Origin of the sequence: Diaphorobacter sp. HDW4A, assembly GCF_011305995.1 — a bacterium.
In the GTDB taxonomy this organism is placed as follows: domain Bacteria; phylum Pseudomonadota; class Gammaproteobacteria; order Burkholderiales; family Burkholderiaceae_C; genus Diaphorobacter_A.
The window spans coordinates 2,015,301-2,037,957 of the sequence record NZ_CP049910.1 but is presented as its reverse complement, the minus strand read 5'-3'; the positions used below and the strand labels follow the sequence as shown (position 1 = coordinate 2,037,957).

24 protein-coding genes and 1 pseudogene are annotated in these 22,657 nt (G+C 61.7%); 20 read left to right on the top strand and 5 right to left on the bottom strand.

The features are described 5' to 3' along the window. Positions 1-20 precede the first annotated feature (20 nt). From mdtD to G7047_RS09200, 3 genes are all read right to left on the bottom strand, one after another. Positions 21-1,454, bottom strand: a complete 1,434-nt coding sequence (mdtD, locus tag G7047_RS09210) for a multidrug transporter subunit MdtD (RefSeq protein WP_166303897.1) — start codon at positions 1,452-1,454, stop codon at positions 21-23. A 110-nt stretch (positions 1,455-1,564) separates the two neighbouring features. Then, positions 1,565-3,019, bottom strand: coding sequence for a D-serine/D-alanine/glycine transporter (gene cycA, locus G7047_RS09205; protein ID WP_166303894.1), 1,455 nt, complete (start codon positions 3,017-3,019; stop codon positions 1,565-1,567). Positions 3,020-3,267: 248 nt separating this feature from the next. Further along, positions 3,268-4,179, bottom strand: coding sequence for a LysR family transcriptional regulator (locus G7047_RS09200; protein ID WP_166303891.1), 912 nt, complete (start codon positions 4,177-4,179; stop codon positions 3,268-3,270). 154 nt (positions 4,180-4,333) lie between these two features. Here G7047_RS09200 and G7047_RS09195 point away from each other — a divergent pair, with 154 nt between their 5' ends. The 14 genes and pseudogenes from G7047_RS09195 to G7047_RS09130 all read left to right on the top strand — a co-directional run bounded on the left by G7047_RS09195 (position 4,334) and on the right by G7047_RS09130 (position 14,406). Then, entirely contained in the window at positions 4,334-5,857 is a 1,524-nt protein-coding gene (locus G7047_RS09195) for a CoA-acylating methylmalonate-semialdehyde dehydrogenase (RefSeq protein WP_166303888.1), read from the top strand. A 91-nt stretch (positions 5,858-5,948) separates the two neighbouring features. Continuing rightward, positions 5,949-6,395 (top strand): lysozyme inhibitor LprI family protein, encoded by a 447-nt coding sequence (locus G7047_RS09190; RefSeq protein ID WP_166303885.1) that lies wholly within the window; start codon positions 5,949-5,951, stop codon positions 6,393-6,395. 38 nt (positions 6,396-6,433) lie between these two features. Then, the gene (locus G7047_RS09185) at positions 6,434-7,600 is read left to right on the top strand and encodes an acyl-CoA dehydrogenase family protein (RefSeq protein ID WP_166303880.1); all 1,167 of its coding nucleotides are present in this window, start codon (positions 6,434-6,436) and stop codon (positions 7,598-7,600) included. 10 nt (positions 7,601-7,610) lie between these two features. Beyond that, positions 7,611-8,204 carry an MOSC domain-containing protein gene (locus G7047_RS09180; protein ID WP_166303877.1) on the top strand — a complete coding sequence of 198 codons (594 nt, stop codon included), beginning with the start codon at positions 7,611-7,613 and terminating at the stop codon, positions 8,202-8,204. Continuing rightward, complete coding sequence (locus tag G7047_RS09175; RefSeq protein WP_166303874.1) at positions 8,205-8,657, top strand: TfoX/Sxy family protein; 453 nt, start codon at positions 8,205-8,207, stop codon at positions 8,655-8,657. A 28-nt stretch (positions 8,658-8,685) separates the two neighbouring features. Beyond that, complete coding sequence (locus tag G7047_RS09170; RefSeq protein WP_166303871.1) at positions 8,686-9,105, top strand: DUF488 domain-containing protein; 420 nt, start codon at positions 8,686-8,688, stop codon at positions 9,103-9,105. A gap of 39 nt (positions 9,106-9,144) precedes the next feature. Further along, positions 9,145-10,059: pseudogene (gene mmsB, locus G7047_RS09165) on the top strand (3-hydroxyisobutyrate dehydrogenase); the annotation flags it as partial. Between the two features lie 51 nt (positions 10,060-10,110). Then, positions 10,111-10,767 carry a class I SAM-dependent methyltransferase gene (locus tag G7047_RS09160; RefSeq protein WP_166303864.1) on the top strand — a complete coding sequence of 219 codons (657 nt, stop codon included), beginning with the start codon at positions 10,111-10,113 and terminating at the stop codon, positions 10,765-10,767. Between the two features lie 38 nt (positions 10,768-10,805). After that, positions 10,806-11,390 carry a molybdopterin-dependent oxidoreductase gene (locus tag G7047_RS09155; protein WP_166303861.1) on the top strand — a complete coding sequence of 195 codons (585 nt, stop codon included), beginning with the start codon at positions 10,806-10,808 and terminating at the stop codon, positions 11,388-11,390. A gap of 156 nt (positions 11,391-11,546) precedes the next feature. After that, on the top strand, positions 11,547-11,930 hold the full coding sequence (locus tag G7047_RS09150) for a polyhydroxyalkanoate granule-associated phasin (RefSeq protein WP_166303858.1): 384 nt from the start codon (positions 11,547-11,549) through the stop codon (positions 11,928-11,930). A gap of 6 nt (positions 11,931-11,936) precedes the next feature. After that, positions 11,937-12,407 carry an SRPBCC family protein gene (locus tag G7047_RS09145; protein WP_166303855.1) on the top strand — a complete coding sequence of 157 codons (471 nt, stop codon included), beginning with the start codon at positions 11,937-11,939 and terminating at the stop codon, positions 12,405-12,407. A gap of 59 nt (positions 12,408-12,466) precedes the next feature. After that, positions 12,467-12,805: a YggL family protein gene (locus G7047_RS09140; RefSeq protein ID WP_166303852.1), complete on the top strand. Its 339-nt coding sequence runs from the start codon at positions 12,467-12,469 to the stop codon at positions 12,803-12,805. 111 nt (positions 12,806-12,916) lie between these two features. Continuing rightward, positions 12,917-13,669: a leucyl/phenylalanyl-tRNA--protein transferase gene (gene aat / locus G7047_RS09135; RefSeq protein ID WP_166303849.1), complete on the top strand. Its 753-nt coding sequence runs from the start codon at positions 12,917-12,919 to the stop codon at positions 13,667-13,669. After that, positions 13,666-14,406, top strand: a complete 741-nt coding sequence (locus tag G7047_RS09130; RefSeq protein ID WP_166303846.1) for an arginyltransferase — start codon at positions 13,666-13,668, stop codon at positions 14,404-14,406. The genes aat and G7047_RS09130 overlap by 4 nt, the downstream gene beginning before the upstream one ends. Positions 14,407-14,436: 30 nt before the next feature. Here the strand turns inward: G7047_RS09130 and G7047_RS09125 are convergent, their stop codons facing one another. Further along, the gene (locus G7047_RS09125; protein WP_166303843.1) at positions 14,437-15,138 is read right to left on the bottom strand and encodes a pirin family protein; all 702 of its coding nucleotides are present in this window, start codon (positions 15,136-15,138) and stop codon (positions 14,437-14,439) included. A gap of 129 nt (positions 15,139-15,267) precedes the next feature. Here G7047_RS09125 and G7047_RS09120 point away from each other — a divergent pair, with 129 nt between their 5' ends. The 5 genes from G7047_RS09120 (at position 15,268) to G7047_RS09100 (ending at position 20,377) form a co-directional block, all read left to right on the top strand. Beyond that, positions 15,268-16,212 carry a LysR family transcriptional regulator gene (locus G7047_RS09120; protein WP_166303839.1) on the top strand — a complete coding sequence of 315 codons (945 nt, stop codon included), beginning with the start codon at positions 15,268-15,270 and terminating at the stop codon, positions 16,210-16,212. A gap of 159 nt (positions 16,213-16,371) precedes the next feature. Continuing rightward, complete coding sequence (locus G7047_RS09115) at positions 16,372-17,496, top strand: NAD(P)/FAD-dependent oxidoreductase (RefSeq protein ID WP_166303836.1); 1,125 nt, start codon at positions 16,372-16,374, stop codon at positions 17,494-17,496. Between the two features lie 72 nt (positions 17,497-17,568). Continuing rightward, positions 17,569-18,540, top strand: a complete 972-nt coding sequence (gene gluQRS, locus G7047_RS09110) for a tRNA glutamyl-Q(34) synthetase GluQRS (protein WP_166303833.1) — start codon at positions 17,569-17,571, stop codon at positions 18,538-18,540. Positions 18,541-18,580: 40 nt separating this feature from the next. Then, a complete protein-coding gene (gene trmB / locus G7047_RS09105; RefSeq protein WP_371813886.1) occupies positions 18,581-19,318 on the top strand; it encodes a tRNA (guanosine(46)-N7)-methyltransferase TrmB in 738 nt (245 codons plus the stop codon). A 45-nt stretch (positions 19,319-19,363) separates the two neighbouring features. Next, positions 19,364-20,377 carry a diguanylate cyclase gene (locus G7047_RS09100; protein ID WP_166311973.1) on the top strand — a complete coding sequence of 338 codons (1,014 nt, stop codon included), beginning with the start codon at positions 19,364-19,366 and terminating at the stop codon, positions 20,375-20,377. A 21-nt stretch (positions 20,378-20,398) separates the two neighbouring features. Here the strand turns inward: G7047_RS09100 and G7047_RS09095 are convergent, their stop codons facing one another. After that, on the bottom strand, positions 20,399-21,325 hold the full coding sequence (locus tag G7047_RS09095; RefSeq protein WP_166303829.1) for a LysR substrate-binding domain-containing protein: 927 nt from the start codon (positions 21,323-21,325) through the stop codon (positions 20,399-20,401). A gap of 211 nt (positions 21,326-21,536) precedes the next feature. On the opposite strand from G7047_RS09095, the gene G7047_RS09090 reads away from it, so the two are divergent. After that, complete coding sequence (locus G7047_RS09090) at positions 21,537-22,619, top strand: YeiH family protein (RefSeq protein ID WP_166303826.1); 1,083 nt, start codon at positions 21,537-21,539, stop codon at positions 22,617-22,619. Positions 22,620-22,657: the final 38 nt, after the last annotated feature.

The following is a 22,657-nucleotide window of genomic DNA, read 5'->3' as shown; positions in this document are numbered from 1 at the left end:
CTTCTCTTTTGTTTGTCCTGTCAGTTATGTGATTCTGGGCCGGAGGGTTCGGAGTTGGGCTGCTCTTTGTCCGGCAACTGCATGAACAGCACCGTCGCCGCCAGCGTCAACAGCCCCATCACGATGAATGTGCCCCGGAACGCCCACAGCGTGTCACCACCCGTCGCACTGCCCAGATGCGCCTGAAACCCCGCGAGCACCGCACCCGCGATGGCCACGCCCATGCCCATGGAGAGCATTTGCACCATCGACAGCAGACTGTTGCCACTGCTTGCGAAATGCGGCAGCAGATCCTTGAGCGTGACGGTATTCATCGCAGAGAACTGCAGCGAGTTGACTGCACCGAAAACGCAAAGTTGCGCAATCAACACCGGTGCGGGAATGGTGGGCGAAATGAACGTGAAGCTCGCAATCAACAGCGCCAGCAGCCAGGTATTGGTGGCCAGCACCTCGCGGTAGCCAAAGTGATAGATCACCTTGGTGACGAAGCGCTTCATCGCCATGCTGCCGATCACCGTGGGCAGCATCATCATGCCGGCGTGCATAGGAGAGTAACCAAGACTCACCTGCAGCACCAGCGGCATTATGAACGGCATGGCCGAGCTGCCAAGGCGTGAAAACAGATTGCCGAGCAACCCTACACGTAGCGTGCGCACCGTGAAGAGCTCCGGCGGAAACAGCGGATCGGGTTTGCGCAGCGCGTGCAGCCAGTAGCCGCAGAGACACGCCAAGCCGAACACCAGCATGATCAGCGCCGAGGCGCCACGCACTCCCCCGCCGCTCGCCATGCCTTCCACAGCGAGCGAGACCAGCGCCATGCCAGCCGCAAGCATCAGGTAGCCGAGCAGATCGAAGCCGCGTGGCGGCATTTTTTCGCCGACCGGCATGTACTTGCTGGCGGCGACAAGGCCGATCAACCCCACCGGCACATTCACCCAGAAGATCCAGTGCCATGAGGCAAATTCGACCATCCAGCCGCCGAGCGTCGGACCGATCAGCGGCCCCACCAGCCCCGGAATCGCCACAAAGCTGATGGCGCGAATGAACTGCTCGCGCGGAAATGCGCGCAGCACCGCGAGCCGCCCCACCGGCAGCAGCAAGGCGCCGCCAAGCCCCTGCACCACGCGCGAGGCCACCAGCAACTGAAGATTGGGGGAAACGGCGCACAGCACCGAGCCGAGAACGAACAACGCGATCGCCGACATGAACACGCGCCGCGTGCCGAATTTGTCCGCGAGCCAGCCAGAGGCCGGAATCAGCACCGCCATCGCCAGCGAGTACGCCACGATGACCGAATGCATCTGCAGCGGGCTCTCGCCCAGTTCCTCGGCCATCGCTGGCAGCGCCGTGTTGACGATGGTGCCGTCGAGCGTCTGCATGAAGAACCCGAGGGACACCAGCCACAGGAGTTTGTTCTTGACGGGAGAGAGCTCGGCGGCGGGTGTGGAATTCATGGGCAAAGGCAGTCAATCGGCAGCAAGCGGGGCATTGAGTTTGCCACCTCCCGAGCGCTGCCGCTTGCTACTGCCCGGAAGCCCGTCAAAGGGCTTCGAAAATAGGAGCATCAGGCCTGATGGGTCTGTTCCGCATGTTCGATTTCCACGGGCGTCATCAGCGCCTGCGACGCGCGCTTGCCGCGCAGCCACGCATAGGCCGCGCCCAGAATCGCGAACCAGATCGGCGTAGCGATCAGCGCCGAGCGGGTGTCCGCCTCAAAGGTCAGCAGCACCAGAATGCCCGCGAAGAACGCGAGGCAAAGAACGCACATCACCACGCCGCCGGGCATGCGGTACTTGGATGCCGCATGCAGATGCGCGCGGGTGCGGCGGTACTGGATGTAGGACAGCAGAATCAACGACCAGACGAACATGAACAGAATCGCCGAGATCGTGGTCACCAGCGTGAAGGCTTCCACCAGATCGGGAATCACCCACATCAGAAACGCCCCGCCCAGCAGGCAGATGCAGGAGAACAGCAGCCCGCGCGAAGGCACGCTGGCCTTGGAGAGCACACCGAAGGAACGCGGCGCATCGCCCTTGAGCGCGAGGCCGAACAGCATGCGGCTAGTCGAGAAAACGCCGCTGTTGGCCGAGGAGGCCGCCGAAGTCAGCACCACGAAGTTGATGATGCCTGCAGCCGCTGGCAGCCCGGCCAGCACGAACAACTCAACGAACGGGCTCTTGCTGGGCACCACGTCGCGCCACGGCGTGACCGCCATGATGGCGATCAGCGCGCAGACATAAAAGATGATGATGCGCACCGGAATCGAGTTGATCGCGCGTGGTAGCGTCTTCTCGGGGTCCTTGGCCTCGGCGGCCGTGGTGCCCACCAGCTCAATGCCCACGAACGCGAATACGGCGATCTGGAAACCGGCGAAAAAACCCATCGCACCATGCGGGAACATGCCCCCATCACTCCAGAGATTCGCAAGGCTCGCTGTGCGACCAGCAGGTGACGTGAAGGCAGTCGAGACCATGTAGATGCCCGCACCCACCAGCGTGACGATGGCGACGATCTTGATCATTGCGAACCAGAATTCGATCTCGCCGAACAACTTCACCGTCAGCAGGTTCAACGACAGCAGCAGGCCGACGCAGGCAATCGCGGGTGCCCATTGCGGGATGTCGGGAAACCAGAACTGCGCATAAGCCGAGATCGCGATCACATCAGCGATGCCGGTGATGATCCAACAGAACCAGTAGGTCCAGCCGGTGAAAAAGCCCGCCCACGGCCCGAGCAGATCGGCCGAAAAATCGATGAATGAGCGGTATTTCAGATTGGACAACAGCAGCTCGCCCATCGCGCGCATCACGAAGAACAGCATGATGCCGATGATCGCGTAGACGAAGACGATGGACGGACCGGCCAGACTGATCGTCTTGCCCGAGCCCATGAACAGCCCCGTGCCGATGGCGCCGCCAATGGCGATCAGTTGAATGTGGCGGTTGGTGAGGCTGCGCTGCAGGTCGTCATGACCCTCTGGCACGGCTTGACTGGCGGGCTTGGCCGGCTGGGTCATGGGCGGGAACTCCGTGAAATGAAAGAAACAACGCAAGGCCGACCGACAAAGGCAGGCCCCGTCCGAATCACAAACCAGCTCGGACATGAAAGATCACGGGAAGGATGTGGGGAGCGCACGAATCGATCGCCAATGATGCGTTCCAAATCCGTGGAGTTTCTTGAAAACGTTGCTCTAAAAAGAGAAAAATCAAAAACTTCCGTTATTTTATTCCTCAAGCTTGCAGGATGCTTGCGAGACATTCGCCTTCAGCGCCGGGTTTGTGAGTCCGGCTGCAGCAACGCCTTCTCCTTGCCCGCCACTTCCTTGAGCAGATTCCACACCGCTTGGATGCGCGCGAGTTGCTTGGCCTCCTGCGGCATGCTCATCCAGAAGGTGCGGGTGAACTGCGCCTCCTGCGGCAGCACGCGGCTCAGAACCGGATCGCGGTCCGCCAGAAACGCGGGCAACACGCCCAGCCCCGCGCCGATCCGCACTGCCTCGTATTGCGCGGTGATACTGGTGCTGCGGAAGGCAAAACGCTCGGGCGCGTGGAGCTGGTCGATGAACTGTAGCTCCTTGGTGAACAGCAGGTCATCCACATAGTTCACGAAGGCGTGGTGACGCAGGTCCTCGCGTTGGGTGACCAGCGGCCTGCGCGCCAGATACTCACGCTGGCCATAGAGACACAGCGTGTAGTCGGCCAGCCGGGTGACGATGACCGAGCCACGCGTCGGGCGCTCCAGCGAGATGACGATGTCCGCCTCGCGCCGCGAGAGATGCAGCAGGCGCGGCAGGGCCAGCAGGTCGATGGACAGGCCGGGATGATCCAGCGTGAAGCGCGCCAGATGCGCCGCGAGAATCGAGGTGCCGAAGCCCTCCGTCACGCCGACGCGCACAAGGCCGCTGAGCCCGCTTGCGCCGCCGTGCGCCTCGGCCGAGCTCTCCACGCCGAGCACGGCGGTCTCCATCGCCTCCACCGACGGCAGCAGTTGCCGCCCCGCTTCCGTCAGCCGATGGCCGGACGCCTCGCGCGCGAAAAGCGGAACGCCCATTTGCTTCTCAAGCGCCTGAATGCGCCGCGCGACCGTCGTGTGCTCCACACCCGTGCGCCGCGCGGCACCGATCAGGGTGCCCGCGCGCGCGAGTTCGAGGAAGTACCGCAGATTGTCCCAGTCCATATTGATTCATCCGAAGTGGCTGCTCGCCCGTCATTGTGCAAATTTGCAAAACCAAACTGCAGGATTGTCTATTGATAAGACATATTTGCACAATTACCATCCACACATTCGTCAATCAACCACAACCGGACAATCGGGTTCCAAGGAGACATCAATGAACGCACCTGCCAATTCCACCGTGCTGGCCCCTTCCGTCAAGCTGCTCATCGGCGGCAAGTTCGTCGAGTCCAAGACCACCCAGTGGCGTGATGTGGTGAACCCTGCCACCCAAGAAGTGCTGGCCCGCGTACCGTTCGCAACGCCTGAGGAAATCAACGCCGCCGTCGCTTCGGGCAAGGAAGCGTTCAAGACCTGGAAGAAAACCCCCATCGGCGCACGTGCCCGCATCTTCCTGAAGCTGCAGCAGCTGATCCGTGAAAACATGGGCGAGCTGGCCGCGCTGCTGACCGCCGAACAAGGCAAGACCCTGCCCGACGCCGAAGGCGACGTGTTCCGTGGGCTCGAAGTGGTCGAGCATGCAGCCAACATCGGCTCGCTGCAGCTCGGCGAGCTGGCCAACAACGTGGCCAATGGCGTGGACACCTACACCATCAACCAGCCACTGGGCGTCTGTGCTGGCATCACGCCGTTCAACTTCCCCGCGATGATCCCGCTGTGGATGTTCCCAATGGCGATTGCCACCGGCAACACCTTCGTTCTGAAGCCTTCCGAGCAGGACCCGATGGTCACCATGCGCCTGTGCGAACTGGCCCTCGAAGCCGGCGTACCCGCTGGCGTGCTGAACGTGATCCACGGCGGTGAAGATGCGGTGAACGCGATCTGCGACCACCCGGACATCAAGGCCATCAGCTTCGTGGGCTCGACCAAGGTCGGCACCCATGTCTACAACCGCGCCAGCCTCAACGGCAAGCGCGTGCAATGCATGATGGGCGCGAAGAACCACGCCATCGTCATGCCCGACACCAACAAGGATCAGGCCCTGAACGCTCTGGCCGGTGCGGCTTTCGGCGCGGCCGGTCAGCGCTGCATGGCGCTGTCGGTGGTGGTGCTGGTGGGTGACGCCCAGAAGTGGATTCCCGATCTGGTCGAAAAGGCCAAGACGCTCAAGGTCTCCGGCGGAGTCGAAAAGGGTACGGATGTGGGCCCGGTCGTGTCCTGCGCCGCCCTCTCCCGTGTGGAAAGCCTGATCGAGCGCGGCATTGCCGATGGTGCCAAGCTGGAACTCGATGGCCGCAAGCCGAACGTGCCAGGCTACGAAAAGGGCAACTTCGTCGGCCCGACGATCTTCTCCGGTGTCAAGCCCGGCATGTCGGTCTATGACCAGGAAATCTTCGGCCCCGTGCTGTGCATCGCCGAGGCGGCGGACATCGATGAAGCCATCGAATTCATCAACGCCAACCCGAACGGCAACGGCACCGCGATCTTCACCCAGTCCGGCGCAGCGGCACGCAAGTTCCAGGAAGACATCGACGTCGGCCAGATCGGCATCAACGTGCCAATCCCCGTGCCGGTCCCGCTGTTCTCGTTCACCGGCAGCCGCGCCTCCAAGCTCGGTGACCTAGGCCCTTACGGCAAGCAGGTCGTGATGTTCTACACACAGACCAAGACCGTGACCGCACGCTGGTTCGACGACTCGACCACCAGCCACGGCGTGAACACCACGATCAGCCTGAAGTAAGCGAGACAGTACAAAGCCCGCGCATCGTGAATCATTCGCGGGCGCGGGCTTTGTTGCCGCGATAGTGGCTGGCCGTGTTGAAATTGGGCGCATGTCTGCGAAATCGAAACTCACCTCTCTCATTGCGCTTGCGGCGCATGTAGCGCTGCCCTTCGCCTTGAGCATGGCGGCCACCACCACATTCGCCCAGGCCGGTGCCAACTGCGTGCCCGATGGCTCGGTCGCCGAGGTCAATGCCTGCGCCGTCAAGAAGTTCCAGGAAGCCGATTCGGCCTTGAACATCTACTACGGTGACGTGATGACTGCGCTGTCGGCCCACGAGCGCCCGGAGTTGCGTCAGGACCAGAAGAACTGGCAGCGCTCGCGCCGCGACTATTGCAACCGCCACAACCGCGGCAAGGAAGGCAAGCCGGAATGGATACAGCTCTATCACGAGTGCATGGTCAAGGTGACCCAGTCGCGCCGCACCGCGCTCTCACAATGGCTGCACACCGGCAACCCGCCACCGCCTGAAGCCAGCTTGCCGACGACCCCATAACAAACAACACGACACGGAACATCCGAGGAGACAACGCCATGGATTTTGAACTCACCGAAGACCAGCGCGCCTTTGCCGACACGGCCCGCGCCTTTGCCCAAGCCGAGTTCGCTCCGCACGCCGCCCACTGGGACGCCGAAGGCCTCTTCCCGCGCGAAGCCATCGCCAAGGCAGGCGAGCTGGGCTTCTGCGGCCTCTATGCGCCCGAGAACGCGGGCGGCCTCGCCCTGCCTCGCCTCGACGCTACGCTGGTGTTCGAAGAACTCGCCGCCGTCGATCCCTCGACCACCGCCTTCATTACCATCCACAACATGGCGACCTGGATGCTCGGGACCTGGGCAACCGATGAAGTCCGCGCTGAATGGGGCGAGCAGCTCACCAGCGGCCAAAAACTCGCAAGCTACTGCCTGACCGAGCCGGGCGCGGGCTCCGACGCCGCGTCCATCAAGACCCGTGCCGAACTCGTCGGCCACGAATACATACTCAACGGCAGCAAGGCCTTCATCAGCGGCGCGGGCTCGACCGACATGTTGATACTGATGGCCCGCACGGGCGACGCACAATCGGGCGCGTCCGGCATCAGCGCCTTTGCCGTGCCGGCCAATGCCGAGGGCGTCAGCTACGGCAAGAAGGAAGAAAAAATGGGCTGGAACAGCCAGCCCACCCGCGTGATCAGCTTTGACAACGTGCGCATCCCCGCGCAGAACCTGCTCGGCCGCGAGGGCGAAGGCTTCAAGATCGCGATGAAGGGCCTCGACGGTGGTCGCATCAATATCGCCACCTGCTCGGTCGGCGCGGCGCAAGGCGCACTCAAGCAAGCCCAAAGCTACATGCAGGAGCGCAAGCAGTTCGGCAAGCCCATCGCCAGCTTTCAGGCGCTGCAGTTCAAGCTGGCCGACATGGCCACCGAACTCGTCGCCGCCCGCCAGATGGTACGCCTCGCCGCCAGCAAACTCGACGCGGGCGCGCGCGACGCCTCCACCTACTGCGCCATGGCCAAGCGCTTCGCGACGGACGCGGGCTTCATGGTCTGCAACGAAGCGCTGCAACTGCACGGCGGCTACGGGTATATCCGCGAATACCCGCTGGAACGCCTGATGCGCGACTCGCGCGTGCACCAGATTCTGGAAGGCACGAACGAAATCATGCGAGTGATCATCGGCAGACGCATGCTGGAAGGCGATGCGCCGGACATGATTCGCTGAGGACCAAGCCATGCCCAACACCAAGCCCCTCGGGACCACCGTGCTTGCGGTGCATTGTGACGCGGAACATCGCTTCTCGAAGCAAGCAACGTTGTCTATCACGATGATGCAGGGTTTGGGCGTGAAAGGCGACGCGCACTATGGTGCAACGGTTCAGCATCGCTCCCGTGTGAAGGTCGATCCGACACAGCCTAATCTACGTCAGGTGCATCTGATCAGCGCAGATCTATTTGATCACCTCAATGGTTTGGGTCACACGTTGAAGCCGGGCGAGCTTGGCGAGAACATTACTCTCGCCTCTGCGCCCGGTCTTGGTTGGCGTGAGTTGATCGATCTGCCAGTGAAGACCCGTCTGATCTTCGAGGATGCCAATGGTACGACCTGTGGTGAACTTGAATTGACCGGGTTGCGCAACCCCTGTATTCAGATTGAAGATTTTCAAAAAAATCTGCTCCCGGCCATGCTGGATCGCGACCCGGATGGACAACTGGTGCGCAAGACCGGCGTCATGAGCATCGTGCTGCAAGGCGGCGAAGTACGTGTGGACACGCAGGTGCGCGTCGTGTTGCCCGAGCCACCGCACCAACGGATGGAGCGCATCTAAATGCCAGCCCGCCCCCTCTCCGACGAAACGCTGCGGCTGATCGACGCAGTGCGCGATGCCCTGTCGCATTGCGCGGATGTCGAAGAGCGCACGATGTTCGGCTGGTATGTGTTCATGGTGAACGACAAGATGTGCCTTGGCGTCAAAGGCGACGAGTTGCTGGTGCGCTTGCCGCCATCGGAACACGACAGCGTGGCCGAGCGACCCGGCGTGCGGACGTTGGATGCGCAGGGCAAGATGCAGGGTTATTTCTGCGTCGAGCCTTCGGCGTATGCCACGCGGGCTCACTGGCAAGATTGGATTGATGGCGCGCTTGCCTACAACCCCCAAGCCAAGGCCTCTGCACGACGCAAGACATCCACTAAGGCAGCCGCAAAGAAAGCATCAACCAAAGCGGCTGCCAAAGCGGCGGCAAAGAAAAAACGCCACAGCATCTTCGAGAGCGATCTGTAATTCGGACCCACCACGGAAGGATCAGCACATGTCAGTACGCATCGTTCAACTTGGCACTGCGCGCCTCAAGGATGAGGGCCTGCGCATCGGTACCGTGCGTCGACCTCCGCGCGGCGTGCCCAAAGCCGAATTCGCGAGCCGCAATTACTACGACGTCTGGTATCCCGAACTCTCGCCCGAGCCCGATCTGATGACGCTTGCGCAGGAAGCCGTGAAGCTGTTCGCCGACGGCCAGGAGGCCGAGGCCACCAAGCTCTGGGCGCAGTTCGACAAGCAGTTCCGCAAGCAACTGGCCGACGCTGCAAGCAGCCGCACACTCGACCTGCTGGCAGCGCTGTCGCAAACGGCGGCGTTTTCCATCGGTTGCTATTGCGACGAAGAACGCCGCTGCCATCGGAGCATCCTGCGCTCCCTTCTGAAGGAACGCGGCGCGCTGATCGCTGAATAAGCCCACAGCCCCTGCTTACCAAACCAACCATTTCACCAACAGGAGACAACTTACATGCAAATCGCTTTCATCGGCCTCGGCAACATGGGCGCGCCCATGGCAATCAATCTGCAGAAAGCGGGTCACAGCGTCAAGGCGTTCGACCTCTCGAAGGACGCCTGCGAGCGCGTCAAGGCCGAAGGTGCACAAATCGCCACTTCCGCAGAAGACGCTGTTCAGGGCGCTGAAGTCATTGTGTCTATGCTGCCCGCAAGCCAGCATGTCGAAGGACTCTTCCTCGGCGGCAACGGCAAGGCCGGTCTGCTCGCCAGCATCGCCAAGGGCGCGCTGATCATCGACTCCTCCACCATCGCGGGAGCCACCAGCCAGAAGGTCGCCAAGGCAGCCGAGGCTGCGGGCATCGCTTTCATCGACGCGCCGGTCTCCGGTGGCACGGGTGGCGCGATCGCGGGCACGCTGACCTTCATGGTCGGCGGCTCCGAAGCAAATCTCGAGCGCGCACGTCCGCTGCTCGAAAAGATGGGCAAGAACATCTTCCACGCGGGCGATGTGGGCGCAGGCCAGACCGCCAAGATCTGCAACAACATGCTCCTCGGCATCCTGATGATCGGCACCAGTGAAGCCATCGCCATGGGCGTAGCCAACGGCCTCGATCCCAAGGTGCTCTCCGAGATCATGCGCCGCAGTTCGGGCGGCAACTGGGCCCTCGAGGTCTACAACCCCTGCCCCGGCGTGCAGGAAAACTCGGCTGCCACGCGCGGCTACACGGGTGGCTTCGGCACCGACCTGATGCTCAAGGATTTGGGCCTCGCGCAAGAATGCGCCATGTCGGTCAAGGCCAGCACACCGCTCGGCGGCATGGCCCGCGCGATCTACGCCGCGCACAGCATCGGCGGCCATGGCGGCGAGGACTTCTCGAGCATCATCAAGATGCTGCAGACAAACAAGGCCTGATCGCCTTTTTTACATTGCCAAGGTCTTGCATGGGTCGCACAATCGCGGCTCATGCAAGACGCCCTGCCTGAATCCCTGCCGGAATATTACGCCGCCCGCGCGCGGGAATACGACACCATCTACCTGAAACCCGAGCGACAAGACGATCTGCGCGCCATGGAGGCTTGGCTTCCCCGGCAGATTGGCTCGGGATCTGTCCTCGAAATCGCCTGCGGCACTGGCTACTGGACCCAGTTCTACGCCCCACACTGCTCGCAGGTTCTGGCCATCGACGCCGCCATCGAAACACTGGAAATCGCACGCGCCCGCGTGCCACTCGCACAGGTGCAATTCACCGTCGGTGATGCCTACCAACTGCCCACTTGCAATGATCACTTCGACGCCGCCTTTGCGGGCTTCTGGTGGTCGCATGTGCCAATCACGCGCCAACAAGTGTTTCTGCGCGGCCTGCACAAGGCACTCAAACCCGGAGCGCGCGTAGTGCTGATCGACAACCGTTATGTCGAAGGCAGCAGCACTCCGATTTCGGACCGCGACACGGACGGCAACACCTATCAAACACGCCTGCTCAAGGATGGCAGCGCGCACCGGGTGCTCAAGAACTTCCCCACCGAACGCCAGTTGCGCGAAGCAGCGGCCCCGCATGCAAGCGAGATCGAAGTCCGCGAATGGCCCTATTTCTGGGCACTGAGCTATCGCATTTCATGAGAGAGAACACCGTGAACAATCACCCCAAACGCAGTTTCATGAAACTCGCCGCTCGCAGTGCTGCACTCGGCCTTGGGGCGAGCACCCTCGGCGCACAGGCCCAGCATGCACCCAAGGCTGCCAAAGGTCCCGTGCTGCTGACCGTGAGCGGCCTCATCGGCGCAGGCAACCGCGCGGCTTTCGATCCGCAGCTCGATCAACTCATGAACAAGCACCAGGTGCGCTTCAGCAAAGCACACGCATTTGACTTCGCCGCGATCACCGCCCTGCCGGCCGTTACCATTGAGCCCACGCTCGAATACGACGCGAAGAAGCACGCGCTCAAAGGCCCATTGTTCAGTGACGTGATGAAGGCCGCAGGTGTACGGTGGGCCACAAACCTCTCCTTTCTGGTGCGTGCCATTGACGGTTATGGCGTGGCCATTTCCGCCACTGAAATCACGAACCGCCGCTTCGTCATCGCCACTCACCTCGACAACCAGCCACTCGCGCTCGGCGGCATCGGGCCTCTGTGGTCAGTCTATGAAGCCGACCGTTTCCCGGATATGGCAAGCAAGTCGCTCAAGGAGCGCTTTGCGCTGTGCCCCTGGGGGACTTATCACATCGATGTGACGGCTGGGTGAGCATCTCCAGCCCCGACAACGCCGAGGTTGCAAATAAATTCGTCCCCTCCTCCTACAGGAAACCCACTGGCGCACACCATATGGATTCGTCAGAATGGATTGCCTTTCCCAATCGTGATCCTGACCTCCGTCTTGACTCGCAAGGAGTTTTCCCCCATGTCCCGCCCCTCCAGAACCCGATCCACCGGCCGTCAATTGGCGGAATTGAGCGTAGCCGCGCCGCAGGTCATCGCCCATCGCGTCACACGCATGGCGCTGTCCTCGCCGACCCAACTTTCAAAACGTGACCACAAAGAGTTCACCGGCATGGTGGCCGAGAAGCAGGTAGCCTTTGCACAATCGTGGTGGACCCTGTGCATGGAGATGGGCAAGATGCAACAGTCGCTCTTCTGGTCGTGGATGCGCGGCCCGACTGCGTTGTCAGGGCAACTTTCGCGCATGCCGCAGACGCTGGAGCGGATCAGCGCCAAATCCGTTGCACCGATCCATCGCAAGGCGGTGCAGAATTCCAAACGACTGGCCCGCACCAAGCTGCTCTGAGCACGCATGACCAAAGCCGCGCCGCCCATCGTCAAGGTCACGATGCTGATCCGTCGGCCCGTGGCCGAGGTGTTCAACGCCTTTGTCGACCCGAACATCACCACGAAATTCTGGTTCAACCGGGCCAGCGGCGCGCTCAATCAAGGCGCCACGGTGACGTGGTTCTGGGACCACTACGGCGTGAGCGCCAAGGTGCGGGTCATCACGCTGGACACCCATCGGCGCCTCGTCATCGAATGGCCCGCGCGGGCGCAATGGGATTTCGAGGAGCGCTCCAACGGCACCACTTTCTTGACCATCACCGCCTCGGGATTCGAAGGCACTCAGCAAGAGCAATACCAACAGGCGCTTGACCAGACGGAGGGCTTCAATCTGGTGATTGCCGCCTGCAAGGCCTGGCTGGAGTTCGGTGTCCAACTCAATGTCGTGGCCGACAAGGCACCCGACTTCAAGGCTGCGCCTTTGCATTTGCAATAAAGTGGCGCTCTTTCATCCATAAAACACCGCGCCGTTCACACAATGGCGCGGCGCACACCATGTCTTTGCCACCAAACAAGCAACGCAGCCAACGTCAACGCAAGAAAATGCACATCGGCGAGTTTCAGGAACTGGGTTTCGAATACGTTATCGAGTTCAAGGAAAAGCTGTCTCCCGACGCGCAAGAAGCACTGATGGACCAGTTCCTCACCGAGGTCGTCGTTCCCCGTAGCCTGATGCTGGGCGGCTGGCTGAACGAAGGCTTTGTGACCGCATACCCACGCGGCTCCGCCACCGAGGAAGACCGCAAGGCCGTCGAACAATGGCTCAAGGAAAAGATCAAGGGCGCGTCGGTACAGGTGAGCGAACTGAAGGACGCCTGGTACGTTCAAGGCTGATCACCACGTTCGGCACGCATAAAGACCGCCCGCTGGAGAAATTCAGCGGGCGGTCTGTCTTTGGGCCCACAATGCCATACGATAGCCCTCGATACCGTGTTGCATTCCTCCATGACTCCATCGCTGACCTGGCTTGATCCCGAAGAACCCTTTCCTCCCGTCGCCAACAGCTGGGGCCATGACTCCCCCGCGCCTGGACTGCTCGCAGCCGGGGCCAGCCTCGATGTCTGGCGCTTGAAGGCGGCGTACGCCAATGGCATCTTCCCGTGGTTCAGTCAGGGCCAGCCCATTCTGTGGTGGAGCCCCGATCCGCGCATGGTGCTGTTTCCGCAAGAATTCAAGTTGCATAGTTCGCTGCGCAAGACGATCAAACGCTTTCGCACCCTGCCCTCGTGCGAAGTGCGCATTGACAGCGACTTCAGCGCCGTCATCAACGCCTGCTCCTCCTCACCTCGCACCGGCCAGAACGGCACCTGGATTGTGCCCGCGATGATCGAAGCCTACGAGAAACTGCATGAGGCAGGCACGGCCCACAGCATCGAGACGTGGGTGGACGGCAAGCTTGTGGGCGGGCTGTACTGCATCGCCATCGGCCGCGCCGTATTCGGAGAATCGATGTTCGCGCGCGCCACAAATGCCTCCAAGGTAGCACTGGGCGCACTTGTGGGCCTGTGCCGAACGCAGGGAGTCGAGATGATCGATTGCCAGCAGAACACGGCCCATCTCGCCTCATTGGGCGGGCGCGAAGTCTCCCGTGCAGCTTTTCTGACCAAGGTTCACGAAGCCCGTGCAGACGATGAGCTCGATTGGACTTTCAAGCCCGTATACTGGGATTCATTGTTGTCTTCGCCATCCCTCGTGTGACCCAGCTCAACGACCTGCCACTGCAGTCACTGCAGTTCTACGCAACCGCCCCCTACACCTGCAGCTATCTGCCGGGTCGGCTGGCACGTTCCCAGGTCGCCACGCCCAGCCATCTGATTCACAACAACGTCTATTCCGACCTCGTCGCTCGCGGGTTCCGGCGCAGCGGCATGTTCACCTACCGCCCCTATTGCGACGGTTGTCAGGCCTGCGTGCCGCTGCGCGTGCTGGTCAATGAATTCAAGCCAGATCGCAGCCAGCGCCGCGCCTGGACACAGCACGCCCACCTGCAGGCCCGCGTGCTGCGCCTTTGCTATCTGCCGGAACATTACCAACTCTATCTACGCTACCAAAACGAGCGCCACTCGGGCGGCGGCATGGACCATGACAGCATCGACCAGTACACCCAGTTCCTGCTGCAAAGCCGCGTCAATTCACGCTTGGTGGAGTTTCGCGAAACGAATGAGGACGGTACGCCCGGCGTGCTCAAGATGGTGTCGATTCTCGACGTGCTCGACGATGGCATCTCCGCTGTCTACACCTTCTACGAGCCCGAGGACAAGACCAGCTACGGCACCTACAACGTGCAATGGCAGATCCAGCAAGCCCGCTCGCTGGGCCTACCCTATGTGTACCTCGGCTACTGGATCGAGCAAAGCCCCAAGATGAACTACAAGGCCCGCTTCGTGCCGCACGAGCGGCTGATGCAGGGACAGTGGCAGCGTGAACGGGGCTAACCGCCCCGCCCACAGCCACTCAACTGCAGATCAAGCCTGCAGATCGAACACCAGAACCTCAGCATCCTTGCCATCGGTGAGCTTGATGTCGGCCTCGTCCTTGATCAGCGCGGCATCGCCCGTCTTAAGCGGCTCTCCGTTGACCTTGAGCTCACCCTTGATCAGGTGCACATAGGCCTTGCGGGCCGGGTCGATCTTCAGCTCGGCATGCTCAGCGCCGTTAAGCAGACCTGCATACAGACGGGCATCGGCGTGGATATTCACGACACCTTCGTCGCCACTGGGCGCGGCCACCAGGCGCAGGCGACCCTGCTTCTGGTCGTCGGGCACGGTGATCTGTTCGTAGCTGGGAGGCACGCCGGTTTCGTTCGGCTCGATCCAGATCTGCAGAAAGTGCGTGGTTTCGCCCTCGGCATGATTGAACTCGCTGTGGCGCACGCCGCTGCCTGCGCTCATGCGCTGCACGTCTCCGGGCGGGATACCCTTGACGTTGCCCATGCTGTCCTTGTGCGCAAGGTTGCCCGAGAGCACGTAGCTGATAATTTCCATGTCGCGGTGACCGTGGGTGCCGAAGCCGGTGCCGGGGGCGATGCGGTCTTCGTTGATCACGCGGAGATTGCCCCAGCCCATGTGGCGTGGGTCGTAGTAATCTGCAAACGAAAAGCTGTGACGCGACTTGAGCCAGCCATGGTCAGCAAGGCCGCGGTCATCAGAATGGCGAATGGTCAACATAAAAGCTCCTTCGTGTGGGTTGCGGGTTTCGTCGAACCCGATGGATGTACTGTAGTAGGGGTATGCTGCCGCGTGTCTCAAGCGGCTTGAAGGCATCATTCAAAAGAATTGAAGTAAAGTGGCATCACCATGCAAAACGCACGCGATGTACTGACCCCAGAGAATCTCACCATGCTGCAGTTGATTGCCGACACCGGCAGTTTTGCGGCCGCCGCGCGCGAGTTGCAACTGGTGCCTAGCGCGCTCACCTACCGCGTGCGCCAGATCGAGGATGCGCTCGACGTGCTGCTGTTCGACCGCAGCTCGCGCCAAGCCCACCCGACCGAGGCCGGGGCCGAGTTGCTGCGCGAGGGCGCACGCCTGCTCGAGGATGTGGATTCGGTGGCCAACCATGTGCGACGCGTAGCAACAGGATGGGAGCCTCAGCTCACGCTGAGTGTGGACCAGATCCTCTCCACACCCACGATGCTGGAGCTGGCGCAGGCGTTCTACGACATCAAGCCGACGCCGCCTACACGGCTCAAGTTCACCGACGGCATTCTGAGCGGCACCCTCGAATGCCTGACCTCTGGTCGCGCCGACATCGCCATCGGCGTGGCCATCGACACGCCGAGCGTCGCCGGTCTGCAGAGCGCGCCGCTTGGTTCGCTCAAATTCGTGTTCGTGGTCGCGCCGCACCACCCTCTCGCCAACTTGCCCGAACCCCTGAGCGATGCCACCTTGCGCGAGCACCGGGTGATCGCCGTGGCCGATTCGGCCAGCCGCTCCAACGTGACGATGGGCATTCTCCCCGGTCAGGACGTGATGACGGTGGACTCGATGAGCGCCAAGATCCAGGCCCAGCTGCGCGGCATGGGTGCGGGGTTTCTGCCCGAGCCAATGGTGCGCTCGTATGTCAATGCGGGGCATCTGGTGGTCAAGTCCGTACAGCGCCCGCAGCGCATGGTGCGACTGAGCTACGTCTGGGGCCGCAGCATGCAAAAAGCGCCTGGCCAGGCGCTGCAATGGTGGCTCGCCCAGCTCAAGAGCGAGGCCACGCAACGCTCTTTACTGGAAAACCACCATCACTTCTGAGGCAGTCCCGGCCAATTGGAGCCATAAGCCGTGTAGAGTGTCAAAGCCGCATCGCGAAGGAAGACACAGTCGGGATTTTCAGGCGCACTGCCGTGATGATTCCTGTGGACTCCCGATGACTCCTTTGGGCTGCATTCACTTTTTTAGACTGGGTCCGTCATGCTAGACACTTCTTCCAGGAATTCCGAGCCCGAACACCGCCCCTACGGAGGCATCCGCTCCAAGCCCAAGCGAATCGCCGTGATCGGCGCGGGCATGGCGGGCATCACCTGCGCACGCACGCTGATGCAAGCGGGCCATGACGTGACAGTGTTCGAGAAGCAGCCAGAAGCCTCCGGTCGCACCTCGGTCGTGCATTCGGTGTGCGGCACTTATGACGTGGGCGCGCAGTACTTCACCGTGCGCGACGCGCGTTTTCAGAAAGCGCTCGATACCGTGCCAGGCCTGTGCCGCGCTTGGAGTGTGAACACCGTACGCGTGCTCGACGAGGCTGGCCGCGTGGTCGCCGCCGCACCGCCACCGGGCGAGCGCCACTGGGTGGCCACACCGGCCATGGATGCGCTCGTCAAGACCTGGGCACAGCCGCTCGCCGACAAGGGCCGTCTGGTAACCAACACCATCATCTCCGCCATCGAGCGAGATGTGGTCTCTCCCGAACAATGGCAGCTGCGCGCGCAGTTGCCTGACGGCGGCAACAGCGTGCATGCCGGTTTCGACACGGTGTTGTTGGCCGTGCCTGCGCCCGTCGCCCAAGCCATTCAGGGCGAGCACCAGACCCTCTGGGAAGAACAACTCAACAAGGTCGAAACCGCACCTTGCTGGACCCTGATGCTCGGTTTTCCGCAAGCCGTGCGCCCAGGGCTCACGACGCTGGGCCCACAGTGGAACGCGGCGCGCAGCACGCACCACCGCATCGCGTGGCTGGCGCGCGAATCCTCCAAGCCTGGCCGCTCGCAAGTCGAGCGCTGGACGGTGCAGGCCAGTCCGCAGTGGTCACAGGAACATCTGAACGACGAACCATCGCGCGTACAGGCCAAGCTTTTGCGTGCGTTCTCGGAAGTGACCGGCATTCGCGCCACGCCCAGCCAAATTGACATCCGCCGCTGGAAACACGCACGCACCATGATGCCGCTCGGTCAGTCGGCGCTCTGGGATGACGACGCCCAGCTCGGACTGTGCGGGGACTGGTGTTTGGGCCACCGACTCGAGGACGCGTTCGTCTCCGGACTCGAATTGGCGCTCGCCGCCATCGATGTCACTCATTCGAACAAAGCTTTTTCGTAAAATAGCCGCTGAAGGACACTCTGCACAAATCAGATCAACGCGTGCAGAGGCTCCCTCAGTAATAGGCGACCGATGACGGAAGAAGTATTTGCAGACAGGAAGTGGGCGGAGAAGTACAGGGGGCGATTTGCGCCCTCGCCCACCGGCCCGCTGCACGCGGGCTCGCTGGTCGCGGCGCTCGCCAGTTGGTTGGACGCCCGTGCCGCAGGTGGCCGCTGGCTGGTGCGCATCGAGGATGTGGACCAGCCGCGCTGCTCCGAGGCCGCCTCGGCCGCCATTCTTTCGCAGCTCGCCGCATGCCACTTGCATGCCGATGAACCTCCGGTCCGCCAGACCCAACGCACCGCGCGCTATCAGGCCCTGCTCGATCAGCTGCTGGTCGAGCAGCATGCCTACCCTTGCGCCTGCACCCGGCGCGACATCGCACAGGCACTGGAAGTGCAGGGACACACGCATGCACGTCACACCGAGCAGGTGTACCCCGGCACCTGCCGAAGCGGGCTTCACGGACGATTAGCGCGTTCGTGGCGTTTTAACGCCGCAAGACGTCAACAATCGTCAGCCCCCGAGTCACGCAATAAAACCTCAATCACCCTTTCGAGCGAAGGCGTGCACTGGCAAGACCGTAGACTGGGGCCCATGTTTCAAGACGTTTCAAGCACCGTTGGCGACTTTGTCCTGCTGCGTGCCGATGGCATTTGGGCCTATCAGATGGCGGTGGTAGCAGACGATGCCGACCAAGGCATCACCCACGTCGTTCGAGGTGAGGATTTGACCGACAATACGGCCCGCCAGATCATGCTGCAAGCCACTTTGGGATTCAACAGCCCCTGCTATCTGCACACCCCGCTGGTGCGTGCAGCAGACGGTGAGAAGCTGTCCAAACAGCACGGAGCACCGGCCATCGACAGCGCCAGGCCGCTGCTCGCGTTGTGCAATGCAGCCGCAGCTCTCGGCCTGCCTGTGAATACCGCTCAACGGCAAGGCACGATCGCAGAAGCGCTCGCTTTTTGGGTGAACGCTTGGCCCTATCGACTAAATTAAGAAATTACAATCCATCCCCGTGACAACAATTACTTCCCCTATTGCATCGGACGCGACATCAGACGCTGCATCGCCTCAGCAAGGCACGACTGCGGCCCCCGCTGGTGTGGAACATCCTAAGGCCATCAAAAGCTATGTGCTGCGCGCCGGCCGCGTGACCACCGGCCAGGCCAAGGCACTTGAAACACTGGGCCCGCGCTTCGTGCTCGACTACGCCCCCGCCCCGCTCGACGCCACCGCTGTATTTGGCCGCACGGCCCCGCTAGTGCTTGAAATCGGTTTCGGCATGGGCGATGCCACCGCGCACATCGCGCAAGTACGCCCTGAAGACAATTTCCTGTGCTGCGAGGTCCACGCTCCCGGCGTCGGTGCACTGCTCAAGCGCGTGGGCGAAGGCCATATCGAAAACATCCGCATCCTGCAGCACGACGCCGTCGAAGTCATCGACAACATGCTGCCCGAAGGCTCACTTGATGGCGTGCACATCTTCTTTCCCGATCCCTGGCACAAAAAGCGCCACAACAAGCGCCGCCTGATCCAGTCGCCGCTCGTGGCCAAGCTCGCCGCCCGTCTCAAGCCCGGCGGCTACCTCCACTGCGCGACCGACTGGGAGCCCTATGCCGAGCAAATTCTCAATGTGCTGACCGCCGACCCACTCCTGATCAACAGCGCCGAAGGCTACGCACCCCAGCCCGCCTACCGCCCCCTCACCAAGTTCGAAAACCGCGGGCTGCGCCTTGGGCACGGGGTGTGGGATCTCGTCTTCAAACGGCGCTGAACAGACAACAAAACTGCCATGGAAGAAACCCAGGATCAGTCAGCGATGACGCCCATTCTTCAACACCTCGTGGAGATGACCGGTCACCGGGACCACCTGCGTCTTGAAGCGTCGGTGCTCACCACCTTGCTGCAACTGGGCAAAAACATGGAAGTACGCGCGCTGGAGTTCTTCTTCAGCGACTCGCAGGTGATGGTGCGCCCACGCAGTTGGAGCCACCTTGGGGAAGTGATCTCCTCCGAGTGCGAAGCCCCGGCCGATCCGGCCCGTGGTGTGCTGTCCAATATGCCCGAACTGACCGAGTGCCTCAAGGAGCACTGCGAAGCGGCGCTGCGCAGTGCGTCGAACAGCCATACGCTGTGGTTGCCTGTGTGGATCGAGGACAAGGCCTACGGGTGCCTGGAGATTACCCAATCCAAACCCTTCACACGCCGCCAGCGCGACGTGATCATGGGTGTGTTTCATGTCTATCAGAACTACCAGAGCCTGCTCGACTACAGCGAGCGCGACGCCCTCACCGGTTTGCTCAACCGCAAAACCTTCGAAGAGCATTTCGCGCGTATTACTGCGCCTACGCCAGATTTCGGACCGGTCGAGCCCGGTGCTGACACGCCGCAGCAGTGGCTTGCCGTGATCGACATTGACCACTTCAAGCAGGTGAACGACGTCTACGGCCATCTCTATGGCGACGAAGTGCTGATCCTCGTGGCCAACCTGCTGCGCTCGTCCTTTCGCGCACAGGACCGCGCGTTCCGCTTTGGCGGCGAAGAATTCGTCGTGCTGCTGCGCTCGGCCACGCTCGAACATGCCGCGCAGGCCTTCGAGCGCTTTCGCTCGACTGTCGAAGAACACATGTTCCCGCAAATCGGCGGCATCACGGTGAGCATCGGCTTCACCTCCACCATGGACGGAGCCCCGGTCGAAGTGCTGGGCCGCGCCGACCAGGCCCTTTACTACGCCAAGGAAAACGGCCGCAACCAGGTGCGCTACTACGACCTGATGTTGTCTCGCGGCGAGGTCAAGACGCAGATTTCACACGGCGAAATCGAGCTGTTCTGAGCCCGTGTCACGGGCATTGCTTCAAACCTTCGCCGAACTCTCCAGCAAAGTCACGAATGCCTTGAGCGCAGGCGTGAAATGCTTGTCGCGGTGCACGACCCAATAGCATTGCCGCTCCGTGTGCGGCATCGCTGAGTCGAGCACGATCAGTCGGCCGTCGCGCACGTAGTCATCGATCACGAAGCGCGAAAGGCTTGCGATGCCAAGCCCCAACGCAGCAGCGCTGCGGATGGCTTCTGAGCTGCCCAGTTCGATGCTGCGCTGGTAGCCACCCAGATGCGGCAGCACGGCCGCATCGGACGCCTCGCGCGTGCCCGATCCCTGCTCGCGGACCAGCCACACCGCCTTGCGCAACTCGTCGACGGACAATGGCCTGCCCGAACCCTTGGCCGACTGCACCGTCGCATGCAATGGTGATGCCACCAGTACCAGCTCGTCGCGAAGCCACGGGTTCACTTCGAGTGCGGGTTCGTGTGACGGCCCTTCGATCAGACCGATATCAAGTTCGAACGCCGCCACGCGCGCGCAGATTTCGGCGCTGTTGTTGACCGCCAGACGCGCGTGCCACGACGCCGCCTTGGCGTGACGATCCCCCAGATATTCGGCGAGAAGGCGCGGCAAAACATGGTTGCCGAGCGTGGTGCTCGCACCAATGCGCAACATCTGCAGTTGCTCCTCAGGCGCAAGGCCCATGCGCTCGACATCGACCGCACCTTCGAGCAACGCCTGAGCGCGAGGCAACAGCGCTCTGCCGTTGTCGTTGAGAAGCAGGCGTCGGCCGGTGCGGTCGAACAAGCGCAGCGACAGCAGCCGCTCCAGCTCGTTGATCGCCGAGCTGGTGGCCGACTGCGAAAGCGCAATCGCCTCCGCCGCGCTGGCCGTGCTGCCGGTGCGCGCCACGGCCATGAAGATCTGCAGTTGCCTCAGTGTCAGTCGCAACACGTCCATCTTTGCCTCCTTCAAAAAACCACTTCTAACCCAACAGACAAGTCATTGTTTGCTATCTATTTTAATAGAAGTTTTGGTTATTAAGCTAATTTATTACTTGATTATAGAAAAACAATCTGTTGGATTGCTTATGAGGATTTTGAGACATTTCGTTCCATTGAGATAGAAAAACTTCTAACCCACAACTACAACGAACGAGAAAGAGACTCCCATGTCCACCGCCAAGACCGCCGGCCATCACGCGCCCTCACCTGCAGGATCCCTCTGGGCCAAGCGCATTCCCGGCATCCTGCTGTGCGCAGCGATTGCGGGCGTGGCGTCCTATGTGGGCTCCATCGAGTGGTTCGCATCCCACGGCTTGAGCGTGTTAACGCTGGCCATCATCATCGGCATGGTTCTGGGCAACACCATCTATGGCGGCATCGCCTCTACCGCTGGAACGGGTGTGGGCTATACCAAACAGACTCTGCTGCGCCTTGGTATCGTGCTCTACGGCTTTCGCCTGACCACCGCCGACATCGCCCACGTGGGCATGGCCGGCGTGCTGATCGACGCCATCATCGTCGGCAGCACCTTCATGGTGGCCATGTTCGTCGGCACCCGCTGGCTCGGCATGGATCGCAAGCAGGTCATGCTGATCGGTGCAGGCAGCTCGATCTGCGGTGCAGCCGCCGTGCTGGGCACCGAACCCGTTGTGAAGGCCCGCGCCGACCAAGTCACCGTCGCCGTAGCGACCGTCGTGGTGTTTGGCACCATCTGCATCTTCCTGTACCCCGCGCTGTACCAGTGGAACCAGACCCTCGGCTTCATCCCCGGCGGTGCCACGGAATTCGGCATCTACACCGGCGCCACCGTGCACGAAGTCGCTCAGGTCGTGGCCGCCGGTCGCGCCATGGCTCCCGAAGCCGCCGACACTGCCATCGTGACCAAGATGGTTCGCGTGATGATGCTCGCGCCGTTCCTGCTGATCCTGTCCGCTTACCTGGCTCGCACGGAGCGCGCCGAAGCCGGTGCAGATGGCAAGAAGACCAAGATGACCCTGCCGTGGTTCGCCTTCGGCTTCGTGGCGGTCGTGCTGTTCAACTCGCTGAATCTGGTGCCCAAGGAAGTGGTGACCAACGTGAACACCGGCGCCAACGTCCTGCTGGCCATGGCCATGGCAGGTCTGGGTTTGACGACACACGCCAGCGCGATCAAGAACGCCGGAGCCAAGCCATTGGTGCTGGCGCTGATTCTGGCCGTGTGGCTGGTTGTGGGTGGTGGTTTGATCAACCGCTTCCTGCTGGGGGCCTGAGGGGACGCTGAAAAGAAAGAAGGAAAGAAAAAAGAAAC